The organism is Ruegeria sp. SAZD011, from assembly GCF_059612545.1.
Window position 1 is genome coordinate 36,723 of record NZ_JBXWQU010000023.1, and the last position, 21,905, is coordinate 58,627.

Consider the following 21,905-nt stretch of genomic DNA (forward strand, 5'->3'; position numbering starts at 1 on the left):
ATGATGCCCCCATGTGCCCGTACCCTCTTGCCAGTTCCTGTCAGGATGTTTCCGGCCATACTCTGCCATGCCCAAGACCGACCGCCTGTTCCGACTGCTGCACCTGATCCGGGGATTGCGCCCGCCGGTGACCGCCGCGCGGCTTGCCGCCGCGATGGAGGTGTCCGAGCGGACGATCTATCGCGACATTGACAGTCTGCGGGCAGCGGGCGCCCGGATCGAGGGCGCGGCGGGGCTTGGCTATTCCATGGTCGAGGACCCGGCCCTGCCGCCGCAGACCTTTACCCAGATCGAGATCGAGGCACTGACACTGGGGCTTGCCGACGTGACCCAGCGCGGAGACAGCGACCTGGCACAGGCCGCGAGCGACGCGCTGGTCAAGATCCTGGCCACCCTGCCCGAACGCCAGCAACGTCAGGCCATGCACGCGGTCAACTTGGTGCAACGCCTGATCACCCCCGCGACACCCACCATCGACATGACCCTGCTGCGCGAGGCGATGTGGGCTGAAGAGGCGCTGGACATCGGTTATCGCGACCTGAAACAGGACCGGACCCGGCGCCGCATCTATCCGCTTGCGCTGTCCTATCACGACCGCAGCGTGATGCTGCTGGCCTGGTGCTGCAAGCGACAGGATTTTCGCAGCTTTCACGTCACGCGTATCGAAGGCTATCAACGGACAGGCGAAAGCTTTCGCCCGCGCCGGGTGACGCTGTTGCGGAACTTTCTCGAAAAACTCCGCCTACGGGATCAAGCCTGCCTGGCCGACCTTGCGTGACGCGGATTACGCGGCGGCGGCAGCCGTTTCGCGAATCCGCTCGATCATGGATCGCAGCCCGTTCGAGCGCTGCGCCGACAGATGGTCGTTCAACCCCAGCCGGGCCAGCTCGGCGCGCGCATCGATCCGCGCCACCTCGGTCACCGGCACCCCGTTATAGAGCGCGCGCAAGACCGCGATCAGCCCGCGTACGATCATCGCATCGCTGTCCCCGTCAAAGCGGAACACGCCATCCTCGATCACCGGATGCAGCCAAACCTGGCTGGCACAGCCATGCACCCGCGTGGCAGGCACTTTCAGCGCCTCGTCCAGCGGGTCCATCGCCTTGCCCTGCTCGATCACATGGCGATAGCGGTCTTCCCAATCGTCGAGAAACTCGAAATCCTCGACAATCTCCTCAAAGGCGGGGCTGGCCATGTCTCGCTCCTGCTCAGGTCATATGCGGGTCAGCAGTGACCTAAGCCCCGTCCGACCCGCTGTCCAGACCTGCCATGGCTTTTCAAGCGTGCCGCGATGCGCTAACCGATAGACAGGAAAACACCAAGGACTTGCGGGGCACCCCATGCTGAAACCACTGATTGCTCTCGTGACCGCCGGATCGGTGCTGACGGCCTGTGGCGGCTGGCGCGACTCGCGGGTCAATCCGTCGAACTGGTTCGGCCCCTCGACCCCGGCACCGGTCGAGGCTGCCGCGTCCGAGGACGTCAACCCGCTGATCCCCAACAGTTCCGGCAAGGGGCTCTTTGCGCGCCCCGACCCCAAGGACCGCAGCATCCTGATCACACAGGTGACCGAGCTGAAAGTCGAGCCCACCACCACGGGGGCCATCATTTCGGTCGTCGGCGTTGCCAATCGCCAGGGCGCGTTCAATACCGAACTGCGCCCGATCGTGACGCCCGAGAATACCGAGGCCGGCATCCTCGCCTATGCGTTCCGTGTGGTCTATCCCGAGGACGCGACACCACAGGGTCCGGTCCAGACCCGCACCATCCGCGAAGCGGTCAGCGTGTCCCGTCAGGATCTGGCCGGGATCAAGGTGATCCGGGTCGAGGCGAAGGAAGGTGCTCTGGAAACCCGGCGCCGCTAAGGCCCGGCGGCGGCGTCTCGGGCAGAGCCTTTGTTCGGATAAGGGCGGGCGACGCTGGCGTTACAGCGACACCACCTCGACATTCTGACCCTTGGCGGCCAGCGCGATCTCACCCTCGCACAGCCGCAACGCATCGGCGCCGAACACTTCCAGCCGCCAACCGGTCAGCGACGGCACGTCGCGTTCGCCGGCCGCAATCAGGTCCAGCTCGGCGCTGTTGGCGATCAGCTTGGCGGCAACGCCCACATTCTCGGTCTTGGCCTTCAGCAGCACCCGCAACAGATCGGCCAGCGCCGGGTTCACCTGCAGGTTCTCGCGCCCGTTCTTCACCTTGGGCATCCGCTCGGGCGGGCAGTCGATCCCGCGCCCCACGGCCGCCAGAATACCGTCGGCGATCGCCCCCTTGCGTGCCTCGCGCAACAAGAGCCGCGAGCCCCCCAAATCGGCATGGGTGCGCGGCTTGGTCGAGGCCAGCTCGATCAGCGCGTCATCCTTGAACACCCGGTTGCGTGGCACGTTGTTGTCCTGGGCATAGCTTTCGCGGAACTGCGCCAGTTCGCGCACCACCGCGAGGAACTTGCCCGAGTTGGTGCGGGTCTTGATGCGGCGCCAGGCCTCTTCGGGGCGAATGTCATAGGTTGCCGGGTCGGTCAGCGTGCGCAATTCCTCGGCAACCCAGTGGCTGCGCCCGGTCTTGGCCAGATCAGCGGCCAGATGTTCATAGATCTGGCGCAGATGGGTGACATCGGCCAGGGCATAGGTCTTCTGCGCATCGGTCAGCGGACGGCGCGACCAGTCGGTAAAGCGCGAGGTCTTGTCCAGCCCCTGCCGGCAGATCTTGCGTACCAGCGTTTCGTATCCGACCTGCTCGCCAAAGCCACAGACCATGGCCGCGACCTGGGTGTCGAACAGCGGTTCGGGAAACACTCCCGCATCCACCCAGAAAATCTCGAGATCCTGCCGGGCGGCATGGAACACCTTGACCACCGAGGTATCGCGGAACAGCGTGTAAAGCGGTTCCAGCTCCAGCCCCTCGGCCAGCGGATCGACCAGAACGGCGCAGTCGTCGCCGTCACCGGGATAGGCCAGCTGGATCAGGCAGAGTTTCGAGTAATAGGTCCGTTCCCGAAGAAACTCGGTATCGACGGTCACATAAGGTTGGCTGGCGGCCGCCGTACAGAACGCGGCCAGTTCTTGAGTGGTTGTCAGGGTCTTCATACGGTTTTTATCTTGTTCTTTTCCTTGGCTCCGACCGTGCCCCCGGAACGGGTCGGTTTCGCTCACCTTAGGGCCAACACCCCTGCTCTGCAAACCCCCTATGGCGCGCCCGTCCCTGCGTCAGGGCAGCCAGACAGGGCGGCGGTCGCCACCGGCAAAGCGGCGCAGGACCGCGGGATAGAGTTTGTGTTCCCAGGTCAGCACACGGGCGGCAAGCGTTTCCGGCGTGTCGCCCGGTTCGATCGAGACACGGGCCTGACCCAGGATCGGGCCGTCATCCAGCTCGGACGTCACCTCGTGCACCGTGCAGCCATGTTCGGTTTCACCCGCGGCCAGCGCACGGGCATGGGTATGCAGCCCCTTGTACTTGGGCAACAGCGAGGGGTGAATGTTCAGCATCCGACCCTGAAAGCGGTCGGTGAAACCGGCGGTCAGCACCCGCATGAACCCGGCAAGGCAGACTATATCGGCCCCCGCGTCGAGGATCGGCTTGATCAGTTCGGCCTCGAACGCGGCGCGGTCCTTGCCATAGGGGCGGTGATCGGCCACTGCGGTGGCCACGCCGCGCGCGGCGGCCTTGGCCAGCCCGCCCGCGTTTGCGTCATTGGACAGCACCAGACAGGGCCGCGCCGGGTGGTCGCCGGTCATGCTGTCGACCAGCGTGACCATGTTCGACCCGCCGCCCGAGATCAGGATCGCGACGCGCTTTGGGCTCACAGCAGCTTGCCCGTGTAGGCAATGCCGGGCGTGGTGGTGACAGTGCCGATGCGGGCGACAGTTTCGCCCTCGGCCCTCAGCAACTCGGTCAGCGCCTCGGCCCGGTCGGCGGCACAGACCACGATCATGCCGATACCGCAGTTGAACGTCTTGAGCATTTCACCCTCGGCGATGCCGCCGGTTTCGGCCATCCAGCGGAACACGGGCGGCAGTTCCCATGTGTCGAGGTCGATGTTGGCACCCATGCCCTCGGGCAGGACGCGCGGCAGGTTCTCGGTCAGGCCACCGCCGGTGATATGGGCCAGCGCATGTACGCCACCGGCGCGGATTGCCGACAGAACCTGGGTCACATAAAGCCGGGTCGGCGCCAGCAGCGCCTCACCCAGCTTGCCGGGGCCAAAGGGGCAATCCGATTCCCAGCTATTGCCCGAGATTTCCACCAGTTTGCGCACCAGCGAATAGCCGTTGGAATGCACCCCGTTCGAGGCGAGACCCAGCAGCACGTCACCCTCTGCCACGCCTTCGGGGAGCGCGGTGCCGCGCTCCATCGCGCCGACGGCAAAGCCCGCCAGATCGAAATCGCCTGCCGGATACATGCCGGGCATTTCCGCCGTTTCGCCGCCGATCAGGGCGCAGCCGGACTGAACGCAGCCCTCGGCAATGCCTTCGATGATGCGGGCGGCAGTGTCGGTTTCAAGCTTGCCAGTCGCGAAATAATCGAGGAAAAACAAGGGTTCGGCGCCTTGGCAAACCAGATCGTTGACGCACATGGCAACCAGGTCGATGCCGACCCCGTCGACCAGCCCGGTGTCGATCGCGATGCGCAGCTTGGTTCCGACCCCATCGGTCGCGGCCACCAGGACCGGATCCTGATACCCCGCCGCCTTGAGGTCGAAGAGCGCACCAAAGCCACCCAGCCCGCTGGCCACGCCGGGGCGGTTGGTGCGCTTGGCGGCCGGCTTGATCCGGTCGACCAGGGCGTTGCCCGCGTCGATATCCACACCCGCCTCGGCATAGGTCATACCGTTCTTGCCCGCTGTCATCGGTTCATCCTCACGATTGCTTGCGCGCGGAGTTAGTGCATTGCGCCCTTGCATGCAACGGTCAGGCTTGACGCGGGTGCGGATCGTGTTAGGCATGGCCCATGGCGGGCCTGTAGCTCAACGGTTAGAGCAGAGCGCTCATAACGCTTTGGTTGCGGGTTCAAATCCTGCCGGGCCTACCACATTCTCCGCATTCGTCCGGTCAGCGTCCGATCACGATATCGGCGCAGAGCCCCCCCAACCGTTCACTGTCGCCCAGCCGGAGCGCGCCGCCATGGGCGCGGGCAATATCGGCAACGATGGCAAGGCCCAGGCCCACGCCGCCGCCCTGGTTCTGGTTGCGCGACGCATCCAGCCGCTGGAACGGTTTCACCGCCTCGGCGCGCTTGTCGGCGGGAATACCGGGACCGTCATCCTCGACCCGGATGCGCAGGAACTTTGGCGTGACCGCCAGACTGACCTCGACCCTGGTTCCATAGCGAACCGCGTTGGCAATCAGATTCTCGACCGCGCGCCGGATCGCTGTGGGCCGCAGGGTGACGGTATCGCCCTCGGGCACCTCGCAGGCCACCAGCGCGACATTGCGGTCGGCGCGACGCGCATCCTCCACCACCTGCTTCAGCAAGGCGACCGGATCGACCTTTTCGGGTGTGCTTTCAGACACTCCACGCGAAAAATCGAGGAACGCGTCCAGCATCTGCTGCATCTCGGCCACGTCCTGCAACATGGGCGCGGCATCCTCTTCGTCGATCATCGCCAGTCCCAGTTTCAACCGGGTCAGCGGTGTGCGCAGATCATGGCTGACCCCTGAGAGCATCAGGGTGCGCTGTTCGATCTGCCGTTCGATCCGCGCGCGCATGTCCAGAAAGGCGCTGCCGGCTGCCCGTACCTCGATGGCGCCCGAGGGGTAATAGGGAACCGTATGTCCCCGGCCAAAAGCCTGCGCCGCATCGGCCAGCCGTTTGACCGGCCTGAGCTGGTTGCGCATGTAGAGAAAGGCAATCACGGTCATCAACAGACCAAAGGCGACCATCGTCACGATCAGCTGGTGCGGCGCGGCGGGCGACATGCGGCGGCGGTCGAAGATGAGCTCGACCGGACCCAGCGCGCTGCCCAGATAGAGCCGCACCACCCGGGTATCGGGCAGTTCCACCGCGATCACATCCTGTACCCTGCTGCGCAGAACGTGTTCAACCTGTCGGCCGGTATAATCATACCAGGGTCGCAGATCGTCTGAGGGCACGTCGCCGTCATTCACGAATCGCAGACTGACCTGCAAGGCGTCGAGAGCCGGCCGCAGCCGCACCTGAACCTGGGCCTGGGTTTCGGTGCCGGCGACCTGGCGCATGATCAGTTCGATCTCGCGCACGGCGGTCAGCGTCATCTGGGTGGTCACATCCTCCAGATGCCGTTGCAGAAACACGACAGAAACCACGATCTGCACCGCGATCACCGGTACGACGATGATGATCGCCGCGCGGGCATAGAGGCTGCGCGGCATATAGTGTTTGAGCCAGCGGAATGTCATGGCTAAACCTACCCCGGTGCCAGAGCGAGAAAAAGAGACAGATGACCCAGCCGCCCGACGATTTCGACCCGCCCATCGGCACCCCCATCGAGCTGGAGCCCGGGATACGGCGGATCGTGGCGCCTAACCCCTCGCCGATGACCTATCGCGGCACCAATACCTATCTGGTGGGCACAAGAGAGCTGGCGGTGATCGACCCCGGCCCGCTGAGCGAGGCGCATCTGGAGGCGATTCTGGCCGCGCTTGGCCCGGGCGAGAGCATAAGCCATATCGTCGTGACCCATACGCATCTGGACCACTCGCCGCTGGCCCGTCCGCTGGCCGAGCGCACCGGCGCGCCGGTTCTGGCCTTTGGCGGGCCCGAGGCCGGGCGCAGCGCGGTGATGCGCGATCTGGCCGCACAGGGGCTGGCGGGGGGTGGCGAGGGTATCGACACCGGATTTCTGCCCGATCACACGGTCGCCGATGGAGCGCGAATCGAGGGCGATGGCTGGCAACTGGAGGTGATCCACACACCGGGGCATCTGGGCAACCATATCGCGCTGGCCTGGCAGGATGTGTGTTTTACCGCCGATCACGTGATGGGCTGGGCCAGTTCGCTGGTCTCGCCCCCCGATGGCGACCTGACCGATTTCATGACCGCCTGCCGCGACCTGCGCGCCCGCGATTGGCGGCTGTTCCATCCGGGCCATGGTGCCGCCGTGACCGAGCCAGGAGCGCGGCTCGACTGGCTGATCAGTCACCGCCTCGGGCGCGAAGGCGCGATCCTTGCGGCGTTGGCCGACGGTTCCGCCACCGCCGAGGCGCTGGCCCGGCGCATCTACACAGAAACGCCCGCTGCGCTGCTGCCCGCCGCCACACGAAACGTGTTCGCCCACCTGGTCGATCTGACCGGTCGCGACCGGGTTGCGCCCGAGGCAAAGCTGGCCGTGTCGGCCCGGTTTCACCGTCGTTCCTGAACGCCCGAGAAAATTCGACGAATTTTCTCTCCCCCCTCTGGACGCGGTGAATCGGGATTGCTATACGGCCCGCACCGTTCCGGCGTAGCTCAGCGGTAGAGCAGTTGACTGTTAATCAATTGGTCGTAGGTTCGATCCCTACCGCCGGAGCCAAAACTCCCATAAATCAGATATTTATGGGAACTTTCTCACCTGAAGGCTTCCATCGCCCTGCGTGCCCGGCATAGCACTGGGACGCCTGCAGCAAGACGCCCCGTTGCGTTCGCAGCGCAGCGTTAAGCAGCCTTAATAGGGCGGACAAGACACAGGCGATCAGGCGACCTGGCCAAGTGGTTCGGTGAGGTCAATGGTGATCAGGTTTTCGGCTTCGTTGCGCCGGAACGGAGACAGGGCCTGCGTCACATAAGGTTCGATTCGCATGCGCGTCCGCTGCCAACCGGCAAAGCGCCGGAACAACGCCCATGATATCTCGTCGCTGGCCGGAATCGCCGTCTGCACACGGGTCACCCCGACACAGGCTTCGCGCCGCAGCAATTGCCCCAACATCAGCGATGCCAACCCCTTGCCCTCTTCGTTCTCTGCCACGTTGACCTGCCAGACAAACAGCGTCTGCGGATCATAAGGCAGGATATAGGCCAGCACCGCGCCGGCAACCTCGCCGTCAAGCTCGGCCACGACCGAGGTTTCGACGAAATCATCGCACCCTGCCAGATCGCCCAGAAGCGTTCCCACCAGTTCCTGCTTGTCGCAATGGGCCAGGGCGGCAACGGCCGCTCCATCCTGCTGCACGGGTGCGCGCAGCACGGGAATGGGTTGCTCGAACAGGTCCAGGGAATGCTTCATTAGTGACTCCTCTAAAAGCTTCGATTAACTAAGTATCATACAGATCCGCACAATTCAAATCTCACCCATAATTGCGCGCTTATGTCACAATTTCCACCTATGAGGCTGCAGTACAAACTTAGTTTATCGTTGGATATTCGATACCCTCCGCTTGTCATCCTCTGGTGAAATTGCCATTCTGGCTGAATTGCGCCTGGAGTCCTCATGAACCGGATCGACAGCAGCCTGATCGCCTTGCGCCGCATCCTGCGCGCCACCGACATGTTCGGGCGCGAGCTGGCGCAATCGGCCGGATTGACGGCGGTGCAACTGCGGGTGTTGCAAGTGGTGGGCGAAACCGGCCAGAGCACCGCCACCGCCATTTCGAACCGGATGCGCGTCAGCCAGGCCACTGTCACCGTGCTGGTAGACAAGCTGGTTGCCCGAGGCATGGTACAGCGTGAAAAGTCGCAATCCGACCGACGCCAGACCGACATCCTGATCACCAATCTTGGACAGCAAACGCTGGCGACCGCACCCGACCCGCTGCAACAGCGCTATGTCAGCCGGTTCCTGGCGATGCAGGACTGGGAACAGGCAATGCTGGTGGCGGCGCTGGAGCGGGTTGCCGCGATGCTGGATGCCGAGGACATGGATGTGGCCCCGGTGCTCGACAGCGGTGAAATCGGGCGCACCGCGCCCTGAGCTCCTGCCCTCACTCGGTCCGGGCGCGCAGGCTGTCGATCAGGTCCTGTTCCACGTTCAGATGCTGATCGGCCGCCTCGATGGTGCGGCGGTCCAGGTGCTGCGGGTTCAGGTCCACCCCCTGCGCCAGCGTCGCCGTCACCGCCCTGAGCGCTGCGACACGGGCATATTTCTTGTTGTTGGCGGGGATCAGCGTCCAGGGGGCGCGCGCGGTCGAGGTGCGGGCGAACATCTCGTTCACCGCCTCTTCGGTCTCGGTCCAGCGGGCGCGGTTGCGGAAATCCTCGTATGTCAGTTTCCAGCGCTTGAGCGGATTGCGCAGACGCTCCTCGAACCGGCGCATCTGCTCGTCAGCCGAGACGTGAAAGAACAGTTTCACGATCCGGGTGCCATCGTCGATCAGCATTCGTTCGAACTCGTTGATCTCACGATAGGCCGCGCGCCATCGGTGTTCGGGCGTCAGCCCCTCGATCCGTTCGACAAGAACGCGGCCATACCAGCTGCGGTCAAAGGCGCTGATGGCGCCCTCGGGCGGCAGGCGCTCGAAAAAACGCAACAGGTAGTGGCGGTTGAGGTAATAGTTGCGGGGCGCCCCGATCGGCCAGACCTTGAAACTGCGCGGGTCGAGAGCCTGGCTGATCCGGCGAATGGCACCGCCCTTGCCCGCCGCATCCCAACCCTCGAACACCAGAACCGCCTTGTGCCCATGAAACAGATAGGCCTGCTGGATGCGGGACAGCAGCAACTGCTGCTCTTGCAAGCGGGACAGATACTTTCGCTTCGACAGCGACAGGCTCAGGTCCGCGTCGGCGAGAGTCAGGGTCTTTTCAGGTGCCATATCCAACCTTTGCAGGGATCGGCGCGCGTGTTCCGGGGATCAGTCTTTGGTCTGACGCCGCAAAAATCAACCCCGTTGGCCAGAATGCAAAAGGCCGGGCAACCGGCCCGGCCTTTCGGCTGTTATCTGGAAGGCGCTCAGGCGCGGCGGCGACGGCCTCCGGCGCGGCCACCCCGGCCCCGGCCTTCGTCCCCCTCGGCCGCGGGCGCTTTGTTGGAGCGGATCCATTCGGCGCCGTGAGGGTCGTTATTGGTCAGCAGGTTGGCGGCGCGAATGGCCTCCATTTCCTTGCCCGCGCGCGGCAGGGTCGAGCCCAGACCGAACATGGTCACAAAGGTCTCGTCATCCATGCCCTCGGGCAGGATGATGCCGGCGGCGGCGACGGCCTCGCGCTTTTCAGCAATGGCCTTTTGCGTCACCGGCAGCGCCACCGGGTTCATGATCGCGCTGGTCATGCCCGCACCCATTGCCATCGGCAGGAAGGCGTTGTTGATGCCATGCCGGTTGGGCAGGCCGAACGAGATGTTGGAGGCACCGCATGTGGTGTTCACGCCCAGTTCCTCGCGCAGGCGACGCACCAGGGCAAAGACCTGCTGGCCGGCGGTTGCCATGGCGCCGATCGGCATCACCAGCGGGTCGACCACGATGTCATGGGCCGGGATGCCGAAATCGGCGGCGCGCTGCACGATCTTCTTGGCGACGGCAAAGCGCACGTCCGGGTCTTCGGAAATGCCGGTATCGTCGTTCGAGATCGCCACCACGGGCACGTTGTATTTCTTGACCAGCGGCAGGATCTGCTCCAGCCGTTCCTCTTCACCGGTGACCGAGTTCAGCAGCGGACGACCCTCGGCCGCCGCCAGCCCGGCCTCGAGCGCACCGGGCACCGAACTGTCGATGCACAGCGGCACGTCGACCAGCCCCTGCACCAGTTCGACGATCTTGCGCATCAGCGGCGGTTCGGTCTCGTTGGGGTTGGGGTTGGAGTTGTAGACAACACCCGCGTTGATATCGAGAACGGTGGCCCCGGCCGCAACCTGGGCGATGGCGTCCTTTTCCACGGTCGAGAAATCGCCCGCTTCCAGCTCGGCGGCCAGTTTCTTGCGGCCCGTGGGGTTGATCCGCTCGCCGATCACGCAGAACGGCTGGTCAAAGCCGATGATCGCGGTTTTTGTTTTGCTTTCAACGATGGTGCGGGTCATGTCTGGCCTTTCAGGTCGGGTTTACGGGGCGGGTGCTGGCACCGCCGTTATTGATCGCCCAGGTGGCATTGGTCTTGATGCCGCCCAGCGGGAAGAAGTGCACATTGGTGATGTTGAAATCGGGGTTGGCGGCCTTGTGGGCGGCCAGTTCGGTCACGACATCATTGGGTTCATAAGGCAGCAGCAGCTTGGACACGTCCATCGCGCGCTTTTGCAGCACTTTCAGCGAGGGGCCGACGCCGCAGGCGATGGCGAACTTGATCAGGGTCTGCAGCTTGGCCGGACCGGCGATGCCGATATGGATCGGCAGGTCGATGCCGGCATCCTTGAGCCCGTTGGCCCAGGCGATGATCGGCTTGGCCTCGAAACAGAACTGGGTGGCCAGCGCCATCTGGGCATCGGTGGTCTCGTTGAACTTCTGCTTCCAGCGCAGCGCGTCCATCACGTTGGCATCGCCGCCCTTGGGGTCGATATCCTTGTTGCCCTCGGGGTGGCCCGCGACGTGCAGACGCTTGAACCCTGCCTTGTCAAACAGGCCGGTTTCCATCAGTTGCATCGAGCAGTGGAAGTCGCCATGCGGCTCTGCCACGCCCCCTGCAAGCAGCAGCGCCTGCTCGACCCCGGCTTCGCCCTGGTACATGGCGATCCAGTTTTCCAGCGTCTTTGCGTCCTTGATGATACGCGCCGGGAAATGCGGCATGACCGGATAGCCCTCGGCGGCCAGCCGCTTGGCAGTTGCTACCATGTCCTCGATCGGCGTGCCCTCGATATGGGCGATATAGACGCGGGTGCCCTCGGGCAGCAGGGCGCGGAAATCCTCGACCTTTTCCGCGGTGCGCGGCATCACCTCGATCGAGTAATCCTTGAGAAAGGCCTCGACGGTGGGGTTCACGGGGCCGTTTTCGACCGTCTCGCGTTTCTTGAAGTTCAGCAAAGCCATCACGGCCTCCCATATGCTCTGAGGGCTCATGCCCAACCGTCGTTTGCGATCAGCGCCTTGATCCGGTCGCGATCGTATTCCCGTTCCAGACGCTGGGCCTCGGCCTCGACGATATCCGCCGGGTCACCGGCGACCTCGTAAGGTTCGGCCTTGCGCCACTCGGCCAGATAGGCATCGGTGTCCTGCGCGCCCACTTTCATCGCGGCGCGGTCGATGGCCTGCTCGAACCGCTCCTCCAACTGACGCTTGGCGCCGCGGCGGCCTTTGCCGACAATGACCTGAGCCGGGATGTCCCGCCAGTAGACGATGGTAACCTCGGGCATGCAGTCGATTCCTCCTGATCCGGTGAGCCGGTTCTAGCGGTCAATATGGGGCGGGGTCGGTCCGATTTCGACACGTGCGCGATGTGCAGCGACCTTTGTCGTTTTCGGACCTTCCGCGCAACAGGGCTTAACCCGGATCGCGCGCCCGCGCCCGCCCGAATTCTTCAGCAAGATGATGAGCCGCGATCATGTCACGAAAAACCCCGGGGCCTTGCGGCGCCCGGGGCTCTGGTTTGCAAAGTGAGCTGTATCAGCCGATCAGGCCGCCATCCTCGCGCGTGACGGCGATGATCGCCGAGCGCGGCACGCTGTCACCACCATCGGGCCAGTGGCTGTCGCCATCCTCGCCCGGGTGCTGCACGCCCACGAACATGGTGCGGCGGTCGCCCGACCAGCACAGGCCGGTGATCTCGGCCTCGCGCGGGCCGACCAGAAAGCGGCGGATCTCACCGGTCACCGGATCGCCCGCCAGCATCTGGTTGTTGCCATGACCGGCAAAGTCGCCCTCGTTCGAATACTTGCCGTCGGTCTGGATCCAGAGCAGCCCGTTGCTGTCGAATGCCAGCCCGTCAGGCGAGTTGAACATGTTGCCCGCGTTGACGTTTTCCGACCCGGCGTAAGTGTCGGAATGCACCGTCGGATTGCCCGCAGATCCCAATCGAACCCTTCGGCGGTGTGGTCGCCGCCTTCGGGGCGCCAGCGCACGATCTGGCCATAGTTGTTCTTTTCGCGCGGATTGGGCCCCTCGGCCGGGGTCTCGTCGCCACCCTTGTTCGGTTTGACGCCGCGGTTCTTGTTGTTGGTCAGCGCGCAATAGACCTCGTCCGCGTTCGGATTGGCCGTGACCCATTCGGGGCGGTCCATGGTGGTGGCGCCCAGTTTCGAGGCCGCGATCCGGGTATGGATACAGATCTCGGCCTGGCTCATACCGGTGGCCTCGGGCGTCAGCGCCAGCCACATGCCCTTGCCCGAGGCGTCGAACCTGGCCGCGTAAAGCGTGCCATTTTCCATCAGCGCGTCGGTATCGACACCGGCGGCATAGACCCCGTCCGAGACATAGCGGTACAGGAACTCACCCCGCTCGTCATCGCCCATATAGATCACAAGTCGCCCGTCGCGATTGACGACACATTCGGCATTCTCGTGCTTGAACCGGCCCAGCGCGGTGCGCTTCTTGGGGGTCGAATTCGGGTCACGCGGGTCGATCTCGACCACGTAGCCGGCACGGTTGGGCTCGTTGGGGCTCTTTGCGACGTCAAAGCGCTCATCCACCCGCGCCCAGCCATAGCCCCAGTCCTTGGCCGAGACACCATAGCGTGCAAGTTCGGCTGAGACCTCATGCGCCTCGTCAGAGGCGGAGAAGTAACCGTTGAAATTCTCTTCGCAGGCCAGATAGGTGCCCCATGGGGTCTTGCCTGAACCACAGTTGTTCCAGGTGCCGAAGGTCACCGTACCGGTCGGATCGGCGGCGGTCTTCATCAGGTCGTGGCCTGCGGCGGGGCCGGTCAGCGCCATCTCGGTACGCGGCGTGATGCGGCGGTTATAGGGGCTGTCGGTGACCACCTGCCAACGGCTGCCGTCATGGGCCACTTCGACCACGGTCACGCCATGGGCCAGCAGGCCCTTTTCCACGTCGTCATCGGTCTCGGCCTTGCCGTCGGCGCGGTTGCCCCAGATGATCTCGCGGTTGGTGTATTCGTTGTTCACCACCAGCAGCGTGCGGCCCTGGTGATGGAACACCTCCATCCCGTCGGTATTGTCGCCAAAGGCGCGCGCCTGGCTGGCGGCGGTGCCGCGCGTCGCCTGATCGAAGGCCACGCCATCAGACCACAGCGGGTCGGCCCAGCGCACCAGAATCTCGGCCTTGAACCCCTTGGGCACGACGATCTCGTCGGCGGTCGAGGCGGCCACCGCCTCGAAGGCAAAGCGGTTGGTCGCAGCCTCGGCCCCACGCGGCAGAACCGCACCGCCAAGGGCGGCAAACCCGCCCATTGCCAGCACCCCGCCCAGGAAGCCGCGGCGCGACAGCGCCTCTTCGACCACATGGTCGAAATCGCAGTCCTCGGGGCGCGGGTTCACCGCCTCGTCAAATTCGTCGAATGTCAGGGTAGCGTCGTTTTTCACAGCGTGCTCCATGGCTTGCCAGCAGAATCCGGACCGGCACGAGGGCCGGCGATCGCGGATGCTGTCGCATGGGAGTGTTAAACCTGTGTGACGGTTCTGCCCCTGATCGCAGGGAAATCTCTTGCGCCGCGCCGGATCGGATCCTAGGTTCAGGCTAACACGAAATCGGAGGGCGTGAAACATGGCGCCCAAGCGTCCCAAAGGTGCGGGCGCGTTCCCGAAAGCGGTCGAAAGCCCCGCGCCGAACCGGCCGGATCCGGACGCCCTTTATGCGGCGCTCGATCTTGGTACAAACAGTTGCCGCATGCTGATCGCCCAGCCCAAGGGCAGCGGTTTCCATGTGGTCGACAGCTTCTCGAAATCCGTCCAGCTCGGGGCCGGGCTGGAACGCACGGGGCGTTTGTCTCGTTCGTCGATGGCGCGCACCATTCAGGCGCTGCGCATCTGCCAGCAGAAGATCAAGCGCAACAAGGTGCACCGGATGCGGCTGGTCGCGACCGAAGCCTGCCGCCGCGCCAAGAACGCGCGCGAGTTCATCCGCGACGTGCGGCGCGAGACCGGCCTGACACTTGAAATCATCCAGCCCGAGGAAGAGGCCCGGCTGGCAGTGATCTCCTGCGCGCCGCTGGTCTCGACCCGCTCGGAGCAGCTGTTGGTGGTGGATATCGGCGGTGGCTCGACCGAGCTGGTCTGGATCGACCTCACTTCGGTGCCGCGCCGTGACCGACCCTCGGCCATCATGCGGCTGCACGCGGGGTTTCACCCGCCCGAGAGCCCCTTTCCCGCCGCCAAGGTGGTGGACTGGATCAGCGTGCCGCTGGGGGTCGCGACCCTGCGCGACCAGTTCAACGATGTCGAAGATGATTCTGCGCGCTTTGCGCTGATGAGCTGGTTCTTCGAAGAGCAGCTGGCCGATTTCGTGCCCTATAGCAGCCAGCTGGGGCGTGACCGGTTCCAGATCGTCGGCACCAGTGGCACCGTCACCACGGTGGCGGCGAGCCATCTGGGGCTGAAACGGTATGACCGGACCAAGGTCGACGGGCTGCGCATGACCAGCGAGCAGATCGACAAGGTGATCCGGGGTTATCTGGACCTGGGTCCGCAGGGACGCCGCCGCGACCCGCGCATCGGCGAAGACCGCCATGCGCTGATCATGTCGGGTTCGGCCATTCTTCAGGCGCTGCTTCGATGCTGGCCCACCAACCGGCTGTCGGTGGCCGACCGGGGCCTGCGCGAAGGCTTGCTCTACGCGCAGATGAGCGCCGACGGGGTACTGGAGGATGGACCGTTCTAGGCGTGTCCGGCTTGAATCCGGCGGCCAATCGCCGTATCGCCCAGAGCGAAAGAGAGGCCAGACGACATGGCAAAGAACACATCCGGACGCGGACAGCGTGACCTCAAGGTCAAGGTCAAGACCGCCCGCGGGCGCAAGCTCAGCTCGACCCGCTGGCTGCAACGCCAGTTGAACGACCCCTATGTCAAGCGGGCGCAGGCCGAAGGCTATCGCGGGCGCGCGGCCTTCAAGATTCTCGAACTGGACGACAAGTTCCGCTTTCTTGTGCCGGGTGCGCGGGTGGTCGATCTGGGTTGCGCCCCCGGCGGCTGGTGTCAGGTGGCGGTCAAACGTGTCAACGCGCTGGGCGAGCGCAGCGACAAGCGCGTGGGCCGGGTGCTGGGCATCGACCTGCAAGAGGTCGAACCGATCGCGGGGGCCGAGATCCATCAGCTCGATTTCCTCGACGACGGTGCCGATGACCGGATCAAGGAGTGGCTGGGCGGCAAGGCGGATGTGGTGATGTCGGACATGGCGGCCTCGTCTTCGGGCCACAAGCAGACCGATCACCTGCGGATCATCGCGCTGTGCGAGGCGGCGGCCTATCTGGCCTTTGACGTGCTCGAAGAGGGCGGAACCTTTGTGGCCAAGGTACTGGCCGGGGGGGCCGAGGGCGACCTGCAAAAACTGCTCAAGCAGAAATTCACCAAGGTCGCCAACGTGAAACCACCCGCCTCACGGTCGGACAGTTCCGAAAAGTTTGTGGTGGCCACCGGCTTTCGCGGCTAGGCGGGCGCCGTTTTCCGTGACGGAAAACGGCCCGGAAAACACCTGTTTTCCGGCTCCTGCCGCGCGCAAATACCCTGAATTCAGTCGCTGCGGTTGAAACGATGCCGCAGCACGCGACTGAAGGCGCAGCGCATCGCCGGCAGTCAGCGCCTGGGGGTACAGCCTGTCACAGACCGCTCCGGCTCGGTTCTGCTGGTGCAGCAAGGCGAACAGGCGGTCATGTCTCGTGTTGTCGCGGATTGCGGGCATACGATCTCTCCGGCAGCCGGAACCTGATGTCCCCGGAACGCTCATCCTGCCACGCGGGTTGGCCGTTCCGATGGCGCAATCGGGGCCGCTTCGGGGCAGCCCCTTCAGCCCGCGTCCTGCGCCAGATCCATCAACGCCCCGTTGAACTCGGCCCCCAGGATCAGGATCGCGGCATTCAGATACAGAAAGATCAGCGCCGCCATCGCCCCCGCCAACCCGGCATAGGTCGCTGAATAGCTGGCGAAATTGGCGATATAGAGCGAGAAACCCCAGCCGCAACCGGCCCAGAGCACTAGCGTCAGCACCACCCCCGGCAGGATCCGCCTGAGCGGATGCCGCCGCGCGGGCAAGAGCGCATGGCAGGCCAGAACCGCGCCCGCCGGCATCGCAACCACGAAAATCCAGCTCAGCCGTTCGACCGACAGCCAGTCCGGCGCCTCTCCCGGCAGGGCCTCGGTGACCAGCCGCGTATAGATCGGCATCACCACCTCGAACGCGGCCACCGCCAGCACGATGGCGCCGCCCCCCACCACGATCCCGATGCACAGCAGCCGGGTCTTCCAGAAGGGCCGCGTTTCCGCGTCGTGATAGGCCCGCGACATCGCCTCGCGCACCGCATCCACCCCGTTCGAGGCAAAATAGACCGCCAGCACGCCACCCAGCGTCATGACGCGCGAATTCGCACCCTCCAGCACCGCGTTCAGCTCGGCCACGATGGGGGTGGCAACCTGTTCGGGCCAGGTGCCAAAGATCAGTTGGATCAGGTCATCTGTCACCAGATTCTGGCTGAGACTGCCCGCCAGCGCCACGGTGAAGAGGATGAAAGGAAACAGCGCCATCATCATCGACATCGCGACATGGCTGCTCATGACGAAACCGCTTTTGGCCTGAAACCGGCTCAACGCCAGCCAGACCGCGCGCAGCGGCAGGGAAAGAGAGGGATTCGCCGGACGCGTCATGGGGGCAATCTAGCCGCTGGCGGTACCGGGTTCCAGCCGTGCCACGGTCGCGCGGGTACCGAAGGTCCCTTCCGCGCCAATGACGCATCGCTGAGCACGGTCGGCCCTGCCCGTCCGCCATGGTGTCCGCGATTGCAGCCGGGAGCAGGTCCGTGCAACATGGCCGCGACATGTCACAGCCCGATCCCGCCCCCGCCCCGACGCGCCCGCAGCTGGCCCAGTTGCGCGACATTGCCATCCTGCTGGCACTGGCCGTACTGGCGCTTTATGCCGGAGCGGGATTTCTGATCCCGCTGGCGCTGGCCTTTCTGGTCTATGTTCTGGTCACCGCGATCAGCGACCGGGTCCATGCCGCGACCGGCGCGCCGGTCTGGCTGACCACGCTTGCGGGGATCACGGTGGTTCTTGCCGGTCTCTTCGTCATGATCGCGGTGATCGGGGGGCAGGCCACGCAATTCGCCCGCGCCATCGCAAGTTACGAGAATGCCTTTGACGAGGCGGTGACCCGGGTTGCCGCGCTCTTGGGCGAAGAGGTCACCGGGTTCGTGCGCGACAACCTGATCCGCATCGACCTGTCGGCCCTGACCCGAACGGCGCTGGGCAGCGCCACCTCGCTGCTCAACACTTTCCTGCTGGTCTCGCTCTATGTGGCGTTCCTGCTGGCCGAGCGGCGGGTGCTTGGAATCAAGCTGCTGCTGGCGGCCCGTGACCCCCAACTGGGCCGGGACATGAGCCAGGTGATGGAGGCGATCTCGCACAATCTGCAAAGCTATCTGGGCGTCAAGACATTCGTCAGCCTGCTGACCGCCGGCATCAGCTATGCCGTATTCACGCTGCTGGGTCTGGAATTTGCCGAGACCTGGGCGGTGCTGACATTCGCGCTGAACTTCATTCCCTCGATCGGGTCTATCGTGGCGGTGATCTTTCCGGCGCTTGCCTCGCTGGTGCAGTTCGACACCATCACGCCCTTTCTGGTCATCGTTTTCTTTTGCGGCACGGTGCAATTCCTGATCGGCAATTTCCTCGACCCGGCGCTGTTGGGGCGGTCGCTGAACATGTCCACCTTCATGGTGATCCTGGCGCTGACCTTCTGGACGGCGGTCTGGGGGCTGATCGGTGCCTTTCTCAGCGTGCCGCTCACGGTCTGCATGCTGATCGTGTTCCGCCATGTCCCCGCGCTGCGGCCGGTGGCGGTGCTGATGTCCAAGGACGGCCACCCCGAGGCGCAGGGCCCAAACGCGTGACAGCCCCCCTGCCCGAGGCCCTGTTCATCGGTTCCGAGATCTATCGTCGCTCGACCTATGGCGCGGTGCATCCGCTGGCGATCCCGCGCGTGTCCACCGTGATTGATCTATGCCGGGCGCTGGGCTGGTTCGCACCGGGCCAATACCGCACCAGCCCGCGCGCGCGTCCGGCCGCGCTCACCGCGTTTCACACGCCCGACTATATCGCCGCGCTGCAACGGGCCGAGGCTGAACAGGCGGTGAGCGAGGAGACCCGCACCCGCCACGGGTTGGGCACCCTGCCCAACCCGGTCTTTGCAGAGATGTTCCGGCGCCCGGCCACGGCGGCGGGCGGCTCGCTCTTGGGGGCCGAACTGGTGGCGCAGGGCCATCGCGTGTTCAACCCCGGCGGCGGCACGCATCACGGCTTTGCCGACCGCGCGGGCGGCTTCTGCTATCTCAATGACCCGGTGCTGGCGATCCTGGCGCTGCAACGGCTGGGCTGCACCCGCGTCGCCTATGTCGATATCGACGCGCATCATTGCGACGGGGTCGCCTCGGCCTTTCACGGGTCTCAGACGGTGCGCATGATCTCGGTCCACGAGGCGCGGCGCTGGCCCTTTACCGGCGCGCTCGAGGAGGACGCGGGCGGCGCGGCGCTGAACCTGCCGGTGGCACGCGATCTCAATGACAGCGAGTTCGCGCTAATCCTAGATCACTTGATCCTGCCTGCGGTCTCCGGTTTCCGCCCCGACGCGGTTGTGTTGCAATGCGGCGCCGATGCGGTGGCCGAGGACCCGCTGTCGCGGCTGGCGCTGTCCAACTGCGCGCACCGGGACACGGTGCGGGCGCTGGCGGCACTCTGCCCGCGCCTGCTGGTGCTGGGCGGCGGCGGCTACAACCCGTGGAGCGTGGCGCGCGCCTGGACCGGGGTCTGGGCCACGCTCAGCGGCGCCGAGATCCCCGACCGCCTGCCGCCTGAGGCGGAGGCGGTGCTGCGCGGCCTCACGTGGCAGCGGCAACGCCACGCGCCCCGCCCCGAGACCTGGTTCACCACGCTGGCCGACACGCCGCGCCCCGGCCCGATCCGGCCTGAGCTGCGCGCAGACCTGCTCCAGCTGGAACACCGGATGCGGGCCGAGGTCTGAACCGGCATCCGGGGCTATGCCAACGCGCGTGCGCCTGCTAAGGCTTTGACATGTGGACCGCTCTTCTGTCGCTGATCGTGTTCTGCCTCTACGGGGCATCGATCGTCTGCGCGGTGCAGGCAGCGCGCACCGCGCGCACACCGCAGGGCGCGGTCGGCTGGGTGGTGTTCCTGCTCACCCTGCCCTGGGCCTCGGTGCCGCTCTACCTGTTCCTTGGCCATCACCGGTTTCGCGGCTACCGCATCGCGCGGCGCGAGAGTGAGCGGGTGGTGGCCGGGCTGCGCGCCCATGCCGATGCCACCGCCCCCGATCCCGACCGCGTGATGGTCAACACCCGCCCTTTTGAAAAGATCGCCCATATGGCGGTGAGCCGGGGCAATGGCGCCCGGCTGCTGGTCGATGGCGAGGCCACATTTGCCGCGCTCTTTGCCGCCATCGATGCCGCGCGCCACTATGTGCTGATCCAATTCTATATCGTGCGCGACGACGATCTGGGGCTGGAACTGCGCGACCGGCTGATCGCGGCGGCCCGGCGCGGGGTCAAGGTGCGCTTCCTCACCGACGCCATCGGCAGCTACCGTTTGTCGGACAGCTATGTCGAGGATCTGCGCGCCGCCGGTATCGACATAGCCGACCCGCGCAAGCAGCGCGGTCCCAACACCCGGTTTCAGGTCAACTATCGCAACCATCGCAAGACGGTCGTGGTGGATGGGCATACCGGATATATCGGCGGCCACAATGTGGGCATCGAATATCTGGGCCAGGACCCGGCGATGGGCCGTTGGCGTGATACTCATGTGGAAATCACCGGTCCTTCTGTCCTGCAACTCCAGTTGGTCTTTGCCGAGGACTGGCACTGGGCGCGGGGCGAGGACCTGCTTGATCTTCTCATTTGGGATACCCGACTGGCCCAGCAGGATGCAAATGCCCTGATCGTCGCCACCGGCCCCGGTGACCGGACCGAGAGCGGCGCCATGATGTTCTTTGCCGCGATCACCGCGGCACAGCGCCGGTTCTGGATCGCCTCGCCCTATTTCGTACCCGATCTCGACATTCTGGCGGCGCTGAAACATGCCGCCCTGCGCGGGGTCGATGTGCGCCTTCTGGTACCCGACGAGGCCGACCACACCATCCCCTGGCTGGCGGCCTTCGCCTATTTCGACGAGGTGCGCGAGGCCGGGGTGCGCGTGATGCGCTATACCGACGGATTCCTGCATCAAAAGGTGTTCGTGGTCGATGACACCATCGCCGCCGTGGGCACAACCAACCTGGACAACCGGTCCTTCCGCCTGAATTTCGAGGCGATGGCGCTGTTCTTTGACGCTACCGTGGCCGCGCAGGTGGCGGCCATGCTGGAGCATGATTTTGCCAGCAGTACCGAGCTGACGCGCAGCCTGGAGGCGCAGCCGGCGTTCATCCGCTATGGCGCGCCGCTGGCACGGCTGTTTGCCCCGATCCTCTAGCGCGGCAACCGCCCTTCAAAGACACGGGTCATCAGCGCCACCAGATAGGCGGTCGACAAGCCAAAGGTCAGCAGCCCCGCCACCGCCGCAAAGGCCGCAAAGATGCGCAGCCCCGGCCCCAGCACGATGTCGCCATAGCCCAGCGTGGTATAGGTAACGAGCGAGAAATAGAGCGCCTCGTTCCAGTCGACCAGAACATCGCTCCAGATCCAGACCCCGGCCCAGAGCCAGACCTGCAAGGTATGGGCCAACACGATAAAGACCAGCGAGACCGACATCACTGCCGCCGTCCGCATCGCCTGCGACAGATGCCGCAGCCGCGCCGCAAGCCGCACGAGCAGCAAGGTACACCAGACCAGCAGCAGAACCTCGACCACGAAACACAGGCCCAGATACAGGCTGCCCCACATGATCTGTTGCAAGAGTGTCATCGGTTCCCCGCCTTTGCGCCTGTTCGCTCCGGGCGCAGGATGACGGTGCTGGCCAGTGGGTGCAACCCCGCCGCCCCCTCAGGCCGCGG

At 64.9% G+C, this 21,905-nt stretch carries 21 protein-coding genes, 2 tRNA genes and 1 pseudogene; 11 read left to right on the top strand and 13 right to left on the bottom strand.

What is annotated here, in order from left to right; genetic code table 11:
• The first annotated feature begins 67 nt into the window (after positions 1 to 67).
• Complete coding sequence (locus tag AC2FLM_RS11845) at positions 68 to 778, top strand: helix-turn-helix transcriptional regulator (protein ID WP_496858123.1); 711 nt, start codon at positions 68 to 70, stop codon at positions 776 to 778.
• 6 nt (positions 779 to 784) lie between these two features.
• Here AC2FLM_RS11845 and AC2FLM_RS11850 read toward each other — a convergent pair whose 3' ends face one another.
• Positions 785 to 1,195: a SufE family protein gene (locus AC2FLM_RS11850; RefSeq protein WP_496858125.1), complete on the bottom strand. Its 411-nt coding sequence runs from the start codon at positions 1,193 to 1,195 to the stop codon at positions 785 to 787.
• A gap of 145 nt (positions 1,196 to 1,340) precedes the next feature.
• On the opposite strand from AC2FLM_RS11850, the gene AC2FLM_RS11855 reads away from it, so the two are divergent.
• Complete coding sequence (locus AC2FLM_RS11855; RefSeq protein WP_234136829.1) at positions 1,341 to 1,865, top strand: hypothetical protein; 525 nt, start codon at positions 1,341 to 1,343, stop codon at positions 1,863 to 1,865.
• 60 nt (positions 1,866 to 1,925) lie between these two features.
• Here the strand turns inward: AC2FLM_RS11855 and rnd are convergent, their stop codons facing one another.
• From rnd to purM, 3 genes are all read right to left on the bottom strand, one after another.
• The gene (gene rnd / locus AC2FLM_RS11860; RefSeq protein ID WP_496858127.1) at positions 1,926 to 3,083 is read right to left on the bottom strand and encodes a ribonuclease D; all 1,158 of its coding nucleotides are present in this window, start codon (positions 3,081 to 3,083) and stop codon (positions 1,926 to 1,928) included.
• A 120-nt stretch (positions 3,084 to 3,203) separates the two neighbouring features.
• Positions 3,204 to 3,800, bottom strand: coding sequence for a phosphoribosylglycinamide formyltransferase (gene purN / locus AC2FLM_RS11865; RefSeq protein WP_496858129.1), 597 nt, complete (start codon positions 3,798 to 3,800; stop codon positions 3,204 to 3,206).
• Positions 3,797 to 4,843: a phosphoribosylformylglycinamidine cyclo-ligase gene (gene purM / locus AC2FLM_RS11870; RefSeq protein WP_496858131.1), complete on the bottom strand. Its 1,047-nt coding sequence runs from the start codon at positions 4,841 to 4,843 to the stop codon at positions 3,797 to 3,799. Before purM ends, purN begins: the two co-directional genes overlap by 4 nt.
• Before the next feature lie 106 nt (positions 4,844 to 4,949).
• Here purM and AC2FLM_RS11875 point away from each other — a divergent pair.
• Positions 4,950 to 5,025 (top strand) — tRNA-Ile (locus AC2FLM_RS11875).
• A gap of 20 nt (positions 5,026 to 5,045) precedes the next feature.
• Here AC2FLM_RS11875 and AC2FLM_RS11880 read toward each other — a convergent pair.
• Positions 5,046 to 6,371, bottom strand: a complete 1,326-nt coding sequence (locus AC2FLM_RS11880; RefSeq protein ID WP_496858133.1) for an ATP-binding protein — start codon at positions 6,369 to 6,371, stop codon at positions 5,046 to 5,048.
• A 41-nt stretch (positions 6,372 to 6,412) separates the two neighbouring features.
• Between AC2FLM_RS11880 and AC2FLM_RS11885 the strand changes: the two genes are divergently transcribed.
• Together AC2FLM_RS11885 and AC2FLM_RS11890 are read left to right on the top strand one after the other, a co-directional pair.
• Positions 6,413 to 7,330, top strand: a complete 918-nt coding sequence (locus AC2FLM_RS11885; protein WP_496858135.1) for an MBL fold metallo-hydrolase — start codon at positions 6,413 to 6,415, stop codon at positions 7,328 to 7,330.
• A 78-nt stretch (positions 7,331 to 7,408) separates the two neighbouring features.
• Positions 7,409 to 7,483, top strand: a tRNA-Asn gene (locus AC2FLM_RS11890).
• Positions 7,484 to 7,642: 159 nt separating this feature from the next.
• Here AC2FLM_RS11890 and AC2FLM_RS11895 read toward each other — a convergent pair.
• Positions 7,643 to 8,173, bottom strand: coding sequence for a GNAT family N-acetyltransferase (locus AC2FLM_RS11895; RefSeq protein WP_234220130.1), 531 nt, complete (start codon positions 8,171 to 8,173; stop codon positions 7,643 to 7,645).
• Positions 8,174 to 8,377: 204 nt separating this feature from the next.
• Between AC2FLM_RS11895 and AC2FLM_RS11900 the strand changes: the two genes are divergently transcribed.
• Complete coding sequence (locus AC2FLM_RS11900; RefSeq protein WP_496858138.1) at positions 8,378 to 8,857, top strand: MarR family winged helix-turn-helix transcriptional regulator; 480 nt, start codon at positions 8,378 to 8,380, stop codon at positions 8,855 to 8,857.
• A gap of 10 nt (positions 8,858 to 8,867) precedes the next feature.
• On the opposite strand, the gene AC2FLM_RS11905 is transcribed toward AC2FLM_RS11900, so the two are convergent.
• From AC2FLM_RS11905 to AC2FLM_RS11925, 5 genes and pseudogenes are all read right to left on the bottom strand, one after another.
• A complete protein-coding gene (locus AC2FLM_RS11905; RefSeq protein WP_496858140.1) occupies positions 8,868 to 9,695 on the bottom strand; it encodes a polyphosphate kinase 2 family protein in 828 nt (275 codons plus the stop codon).
• A 137-nt stretch (positions 9,696 to 9,832) separates the two neighbouring features.
• Positions 9,833 to 10,894 carry a methyltetrahydrofolate cobalamin methyltransferase gene (locus AC2FLM_RS11910; protein WP_234136763.1) on the bottom strand — a complete coding sequence of 354 codons (1,062 nt, stop codon included), beginning with the start codon at positions 10,892 to 10,894 and terminating at the stop codon, positions 9,833 to 9,835.
• A 10-nt stretch (positions 10,895 to 10,904) separates the two neighbouring features.
• Positions 10,905 to 11,834: a methylenetetrahydrofolate reductase gene (locus AC2FLM_RS11915; protein ID WP_234166561.1), complete on the bottom strand. Its 930-nt coding sequence runs from the start codon at positions 11,832 to 11,834 to the stop codon at positions 10,905 to 10,907.
• 26 nt (positions 11,835 to 11,860) lie between these two features.
• Positions 11,861 to 12,157: a virulence factor gene (locus AC2FLM_RS11920; protein ID WP_011047594.1), complete on the bottom strand. Its 297-nt coding sequence runs from the start codon at positions 12,155 to 12,157 to the stop codon at positions 11,861 to 11,863.
• 250 nt (positions 12,158 to 12,407) lie between these two features.
• A pseudogene (locus AC2FLM_RS11925) lies at positions 12,408 to 14,293 on the bottom strand (PhoX family protein).
• A 169-nt stretch (positions 14,294 to 14,462) separates the two neighbouring features.
• On the opposite strand from AC2FLM_RS11925, the gene AC2FLM_RS11930 reads away from it, so the two are divergent.
• On the top strand, positions 14,463 to 15,575 hold the full coding sequence (locus AC2FLM_RS11930; RefSeq protein WP_496858142.1) for a Ppx/GppA phosphatase family protein: 1,113 nt from the start codon (positions 14,463 to 14,465) through the stop codon (positions 15,573 to 15,575).
• 66 nt (positions 15,576 to 15,641) lie between these two features.
• The gene (locus AC2FLM_RS11935; RefSeq protein ID WP_234145165.1) at positions 15,642 to 16,343 is read left to right on the top strand and encodes an RlmE family RNA methyltransferase; all 702 of its coding nucleotides are present in this window, start codon (positions 15,642 to 15,644) and stop codon (positions 16,341 to 16,343) included.
• Positions 16,344 to 16,696: 353 nt separating this feature from the next.
• On the opposite strand, the gene AC2FLM_RS11940 is transcribed toward AC2FLM_RS11935, so the two are convergent.
• Entirely contained in the window at positions 16,697 to 17,551 is an 855-nt protein-coding gene (locus AC2FLM_RS11940) for a YihY/virulence factor BrkB family protein (protein ID WP_234220125.1), read from the bottom strand.
• A 152-nt stretch (positions 17,552 to 17,703) separates the two neighbouring features.
• On the opposite strand from AC2FLM_RS11940, the gene AC2FLM_RS11945 reads away from it, so the two are divergent.
• From AC2FLM_RS11945 to cls, 3 genes are read left to right on the top strand one after another with little or no spacing between them, the layout of a single operon-like run.
• Entirely contained in the window at positions 17,704 to 18,795 is a 1,092-nt protein-coding gene (locus tag AC2FLM_RS11945) for an AI-2E family transporter (protein WP_496858145.1), read from the top strand.
• Positions 18,792 to 19,922: an acetoin utilization protein AcuC gene (locus AC2FLM_RS11950; protein WP_496858147.1), complete on the top strand. Its 1,131-nt coding sequence runs from the start codon at positions 18,792 to 18,794 to the stop codon at positions 19,920 to 19,922. Before AC2FLM_RS11945 ends, AC2FLM_RS11950 begins: the two co-directional genes overlap by 4 nt.
• 50 nt (positions 19,923 to 19,972) lie before the next feature.
• Positions 19,973 to 21,385 carry a cardiolipin synthase gene (cls, locus tag AC2FLM_RS11955; protein ID WP_496858149.1) on the top strand — a complete coding sequence of 471 codons (1,413 nt, stop codon included), beginning with the start codon at positions 19,973 to 19,975 and terminating at the stop codon, positions 21,383 to 21,385.
• Here cls and AC2FLM_RS11960 read toward each other — a convergent pair.
• Positions 21,382 to 21,816 (bottom strand): potassium channel family protein, encoded by a 435-nt coding sequence (locus AC2FLM_RS11960; RefSeq protein WP_234220121.1) that lies wholly within the window; start codon positions 21,814 to 21,816, stop codon positions 21,382 to 21,384. The genes cls and AC2FLM_RS11960 overlap by 4 nt on opposite strands.
• Between the last annotated feature and the right edge of the window lie 89 nt (positions 21,817 to 21,905).